5 protein-coding genes are annotated in these 4259 nt (G+C 70.7%); all 5 read right to left on the reverse strand.

The window, feature by feature from the left end; all coding sequences use genetic code 11:
* On the reverse strand, nt 1-1359 hold a 1359-nt coding region (locus DP939_RS45080), incomplete at its 3' end, for a potassium/proton antiporter (RefSeq protein ID WP_113986967.1).
* A 541-nt stretch (nt 1360-1900) separates the two neighbouring features.
* Nucleotides 1901-2032, reverse strand: a complete 132-nt coding sequence (locus tag DP939_RS49030; RefSeq protein WP_263972402.1) for a hypothetical protein — start codon at nt 2030-2032, stop codon at nt 1901-1903.
* A gap of 287 nt (nt 2033-2319) precedes the next feature.
* Complete coding sequence (locus DP939_RS45095) at nt 2320-3261, reverse strand: hypothetical protein (protein WP_147268436.1); 942 nt, start codon at nt 3259-3261, stop codon at nt 2320-2322.
* Between the two features lie 271 nt (nt 3262-3532).
* A complete protein-coding gene (locus tag DP939_RS48570) occupies nt 3533-3778 on the reverse strand; it encodes a hypothetical protein (RefSeq protein WP_225878960.1) in 246 nt (81 codons plus the stop codon).
* A gap of 88 nt (nt 3779-3866) precedes the next feature.
* Nucleotides 3867-4070, reverse strand: coding sequence for a hypothetical protein (locus DP939_RS45105; protein WP_113986966.1), 204 nt, complete (start codon nt 4068-4070; stop codon nt 3867-3869).
* Between the last annotated feature and the right edge of the window lie 189 nt (nt 4071-4259).

Below are 4259 nucleotides of genomic sequence, written 5' to 3' on the forward strand. Positions count from 1 at the left end.
GGTGACGGGCTGCGGGACGATGGTCGCGCCGCCACGGACGATGAGGGTGACGATCGACGGCTTGGGCAGCCTCAGCTCGAAGATCTCCACCCCGTGCAGGCGGGAACCGGGCGGAATGGTGAGGGTGAGCAGGTCGGCGTCCAAGACCTCGAGCGGAGCCGATTCGATGTCCACCTCCCTGGCCTGACCCGGCTGGGTGACACCCAGCAGCCGGGCGATCATCGGCAGGGTCGGTCCCTGGATGAGGGTGAACAAGACGACCAGGACGAAGACGATGTTCAGCAGCTGCCCGCTGCCGGGGACCGCCGCCACGATGGGGAAGGTGGCCAGCACGATCGGGACGGCGCCGCGCAGCCCGGCCCAGGAGATGAAGGCCTGCTCGCGCCAGCTCGTGCGAAAGGCGATCAGGCCGGCCAGTACGGAGGCGGGCCTGGCCACCAGCAGCAAGACCAGGCCGACGATGGTGGCGGGGAGCACCGCGGCGGGCAGTTCGCTGGGGCTGACCAGCAGGCCGAGCATGACGAACAGGCCGATCTGGGCCAGCCAGCCGATGCCCTCGGCGAATGAGCGGGTGGCCGCGCGGTGCGGCAGGACGGCGTTGCCGAGCACGATGCCGGCCAGGTAGGCGGCCAGGAACCCGGAGGCGTTCGCGGCTCCTGCCGCGGCGAAGGCGATGACGCCCAGTCCGACGGTGGCCAGCGGATACAGACCGGTAGCGGGCAGCGCGACATACCGCAGCGCGGCGGTGCCGGCCCAGCCGATCAGCAGCCCGACCACGGCCCCGGCCACGAGCTGGTAGGCGACCTGTCCGGCGACGGCGGCGGGTTCGGGCAGCGCGGTGGTGCTGAACACCAGGACCAAGATGACGGTGGGGGCGTCGTTGAAGCCGGACTCGGCCTCGACGATGCCGGCCAGGCGCCGGGGTAGCGGCAGCGCCCGCAGGACGGAGAAGACGGCGGCGGCGTCGGTGGAGGAGACGATCGCGCCCAGCAGTAGGGCGAGCTGCCAGTTCATGCCCAGCAGCAGGTGCGCCCCGGCCGCGGTGAGCGCGACGCTGACCGCGACGCCGACAGTGGCCAGCAGGGAGGAGGGCAGCAGGAGTCGGCGGATGTCGGCCCATTTGGTGCGCAGGCCGCCCTCGATGAGGATGACGGCCAGCGCCGCCGTGCCCAGCGTCTGGGCGAGCTGGGCGTCGTCGAAGTGGATGCCGATGACGTCTTCGCCGAGCAGCACGCCGAGGGCGAGGAACAACAACAGGCCGGGCAGGCCGAGCCGGGCGGCGGTGCGCGCCGCGGCGATACCGGCCAGCAGCACGCCCGCGCTGGCCAGTAGTACCGCGTACAACTGTGGCAGGCTCATCGCGGCACCCCAACGACCTCGACAACCTCGACAACTCGGTGGACATCTCTCCTATCCCCACGGATGCCTCTCACGCTGCCCGCGAGCCCGGGCCTGGGCCTGGGCAGGCAGCTCGCCGCGGAGCGGGAGCTGAACGATGGTGACCTCCAGCAGGGTCACCTTGACACCCCACCGGCCGGTCACACCGCTGATCCGATCCGCCGTCGCGGCACAGTCGTCAGTGATCAGGGAAGGGACGCCTGCCAGTTCCCGTTGCCCCATCCGGCGGCGCAGCACGCCCTCGGCCACCAGCGCGGTGGCCGTCAGCGCTCCCCCGTCCTCACGGCGAAGCAGACGGGACTGGCTACGGCGGCCACCGCGGTGGCCTTGACACACACGCTCACACCATCGCGGGTGAGGGCCTCAGGGCAGAAAAGGTCCAGGCACACCAGCCGCAGCGATACCCGCACCTCCCGCTCCAGGCCGGGCCACAACAGCACAAGCCCGGGGCCGCCTACCCTGGCCATCGCGCCCCAGCCTGCACACGACCAGCCGCTCGTCCTCACTGACCGACACACAGCGCCCGCGAAAGGATCGCGGCAAGAAACGCCACGCCCAGCAGCACCCACACCGCTGACTCCACCACGGCGGGCTCCTGGCGGGCGGAGATCGTGTGAAAGCCCAAAGCAGGCATGGGTCCTGCCCTTCTCCCCTCCCCCTGTGCCGCCTTCGCGGTGCGATCCTCCCCTCATCGCCCCGCGGCGGGCATACGGTTCCCTGTGAGGCCACTCTGGCCGATGCCAGCATGGCGCCATCGGGGTCGGCACCCATTTCCGCGGGCGGGCACCCTGTAGGTCACCGCAGGTCAAGCCACCGCCATGGGTGCCATGACGACCGATGGGCGGGCACCGGCCACGGTGGAGAGGCTGCAGGCATCACCATGCACACCGGCATGCATCCGGCAGCCGCCGATCTTTGCCCTCAGCGGTGTCGCCGCTGCCGCCGGGACCGGCGGCGGGGCTGGCCCCTGGCCGGGGAGGGACGCGGTCCAGGCGCGCCGTCGCCACTCGATTCACGGCGCCGATCATGGGCGGGTTCCTCGCGTGCTCCCGCATCATCGCCGCCGGCGTGAGCGGCCGTCTCCGCGGCACCTTGGCGGGCGGCCCAGCCCTGGCCAGGCTGCGGCGCATCATTGAGGGTCTGCAGGGCCTGGCTAAACGAAGCGCCGCCCTTGAGGACCTCGACCAAAAGGCTCAAGGTCGTATGGTTGCGTACCCGGGAGCGGTGTTCGTCCTGTCCCCAGGACATCATCGCCACATCCAGCGGCGCATGAACGGTGAATGTCTCACGGCCCGACCGTAGGGTCTGCAGATCCACCGTGCCGGTCGCCCCGGCCGACGCCAGCTCCTGCCATGGCCTGACCCGGTGGCCGTACCGGCCGCGGTGCCGCAGGCCATCAGGGGTCGCGGTGAACGCGCCGAAGTCGACCTCAGCGCCGTCGCGCAGGCGCCGAAGAACGCCCGCCAGGTGGAAGCGTGCGAAGGAGACCGCGATCGCCTGCGCCGCCAGGCGCACGTGTTCGGCGTGCTCAGGCCAGTAAGGCCCGGTAGTGACGAAGTCGCCGTAGCCGGTGACCGTGGCCGGGGTGGCCATCCGCAGCCGCGTGCGGAGCCCGAAGCGGCGGCGGATCGTCAGCACGTACACATTCCGCAACCGGATCCGCCCCGACAGCGACCGCCGGACTTTCGTCCTGGTGGCCAGGTGGCACTCAGTGACCCCGGCCCACCGGATCGAACGCCCGCGCCACCACGGCCGGCCGATGGCGATCCCGTCCGGGGTGACCGTTACCTCGCGCAGCCGCCAGGGCCGCCACACCGACCACGGCGCAAGACCAAGAGCCCATCCCGCCTCATTGTCCGCCATTCCGCCTCCACCCGCCGAAGATCCCAACGTACCGACCACCCCGAAATCCGCCCAGACCCGGTGAACCGATCCTCCGCACCACAACCGGTCGGCCGGTGAAATGAGGGGGCCGATGAAATGAGGGCCGGTCACCGGCCGCAGGCCCGGCCGGAGCTTCTCCGTTGGCCAGGGGCATCGGCGTGCCCCTGGCACCGGATGTCGCCGGCCGGAGCGCGGAGGTGAAGACGTCCCATTGGACTCGACGTCTCCGGGCATACTGCGGTCTCACACCTCATACGCACCGCTGCAGATGGGACGGCTCACGGGCCGGGCACAGACCTACGAGCCGGGCACAGACCGGTTCCCGGCGTCCTCGGCCGCCGGCACGGCTGGCACGGTCGGCCCGGAGGCTGGTGAGGGTGACGGTGAGCAAAACCGCGACGATCACACCGAGCGAGGCCAGTGTGGAGATCTCCGGCACCCGGGCCCAGATGCCGTGGGCCCAGTGCAGGACCAGCCTGACCCCGATGAACGCCAAGATGATTGAGCTTGCTCCGCTTTGACGGACGCCGGTGATGTGGTGATCAGGCCGCTACCGCTACGGCCTCGAACTCGGCGGGACCAGGTTAGCCGAGACTGCTGTGCAACCGGTGCAGGTTGTACCAGCCTTCGACGAACTCGAAGATCGCGCTGCGGGCGGCGGCCCGGGTGGGCCACACCCGGTGGTCGAGCAACTCGCCCTTCAACGTGGAGCGGCGGTGCGCGACGCCGAGACGCTCATCGGCGAGGCCAAATGGAACCAGCTCCGGCTGGCCCGGGGCCTCGCACAAGACCTGCGTCGTTCGCGCTACGCTTGGAGCCTGGTGCCGACGTCATCGCCATCACCGCCACCCAGCTCCGCCAGGTGATCGAGCGGCTGATCGAAGTCGGGCAATGGCGGAGTGGGGATGCCCGCGCCGATGTTCGGGTGCCAATGTCAGCCCGACCAGCGCCCGGCCGCGCGTTACTGCGTGACCTAG

Origin of the sequence: Spongiactinospora rosea, from assembly GCF_003315795.1 — a bacterium.
Lineage (GTDB): Bacteria > Actinomycetota > Actinomycetes > Streptosporangiales > Streptosporangiaceae > Spongiactinospora > Spongiactinospora rosea.

What these genes read in the sequence shown, in the direction of transcription:
- DP939_RS49030 (WP_263972402.1), bottom strand. Translation starts at nt 2,032, where the DNA reads ATGCCTGCTTTGGGCTTTCACACGATCTCCGCCCGCCAGGAGCCCGCC.
- DP939_RS45095 (WP_147268436.1), bottom strand. Translation starts at nt 3,261, where the DNA reads ATGGCGGACAATGAGGCGGGATGGGCTCTTGGTCTTGCGCCGTGGTCG.